This is a genomic window from Streptomyces sp. SID12501 (genome assembly GCF_010550245.1).
Classification (GTDB): domain Bacteria; phylum Actinomycetota; class Actinomycetes; order Streptomycetales; family Streptomycetaceae; genus Streptomyces.
The window spans coordinates 1-1,243 of record NZ_JAAGLU010000109.1 but is presented as its reverse complement, the minus strand read 5'-3'; the positions used below and the strand labels follow the sequence as shown (position 1 = coordinate 1,243).

General features: G+C 67.3%; 1 protein-coding gene. It reads right to left on the bottom strand.

The window, feature by feature from the left end; all coding sequences use genetic code 11:
- The coding region (locus tag G3I71_RS44630) for an IS630 family transposase (RefSeq protein WP_164324585.1) at positions 1-1,075 on the bottom strand (1,075 nt) is incomplete at its 3' end.
- Positions 1,076-1,243: the final 168 nt, after the last annotated feature.

Genomic DNA, 1,243 nt, shown 5'->3' with positions numbered 1-1,243 from the left:
CGGCGAGTGAGTTGAGGATCTCGTCGGCGGTCTTGGTCCAGGTGAAGGGACGCGGATTCTCGTTCCAGGTGTCGATCCACGCGGTGATGTCGTCCTCCAGGGCCTTCACGGAGGTGTGGACGCCCCGACGGATGAGTTTGTCGGTCAACAGGCCGAACCACCGCTCGACCTGGTTCATCCAGGAGGAGCCGGTCGGAGTGAAGTGGACGTGGAAGCGGGGGTGTTTGCTGAGCCAGGTCCTGATCTCGGCGGTGTTGTGAGTGGCGTAGTTGTCACAGACCAGATGGACGTCGAGGCCGGCCGGTACCGCTTTGTCGATCATGGCCAGGAATTTCTTGAACTCAACCGCCCGGTGGCGGCGGTGCAGTGCCGATATGACGGTGCCGTCGGCGATGTTGAAGGCGGCGAACAGGCTGGTGATGCCGTGCCGTAGGTAGTCGTGGGTGCGCCGCTCGGGCATGCCCGGCATCATCGGCAGCACCGGCTGCGAGCGGTCCAGCGCCTGGATCTGGCTCTTCTCGTCCACGCACAGCACCACCGCCTTCTCGGGCGGGTGGTGATACAGGCCGACGACGTCGACGACCTTCGCGACGAACTGCGGATCGGTGGAGAGCTTGAAGGAGTCCTGGAGATGCGGCTTGAGGTCGAACCGCTTCCAGATCCGCCCGATGGTGGACTTCGACAGCCCGGTGCGCTCGGCCATCGGAGTCCGCGACCAGTGCGTGTCCTTACCTGGCGTGGATTCCAGCGTCGCTGTGAGCACGTCCTCGACCTGGTCGAGCAGGATCGAGGGCGGCCTGCCGGGCCGCGGCTCGTCGACCAGCCCGTCCAGCCGCCGCTTGACGAACCGGGCCCGCCAGCGGCTCACCGACTGCTCACGCACCCCGAGTTCGGCCGCCACCTGCTTGTTCGTCCCGCCCTCCGCGCACCGCAGCACGATCCTCGCGCGCAGAGCCAGGAACTGCGCGGTCTTGGCGCGCCTCGCCCAACGCGTCAGCTGAGCCCGTTCGTCATCACTGAGCACCAGCTCCGACTTGCGCCGGCCCGGCCGCGGCTCATCCACAAGCCCGGCCATCCGCCGGGCAGCAAACCGCTACCGCCACTTCCTCACCGTGCCCGCGGTTACCTTGAACTCCGCCGCCACACGCGTATTCGGCTTCCCGCCCCCGCACTCCAAGACGATGCGTGCCCGCTCGACAAAACGGGGCGCCACCGCCCCGCCCGCCCAGCGCAGCAACTCGGC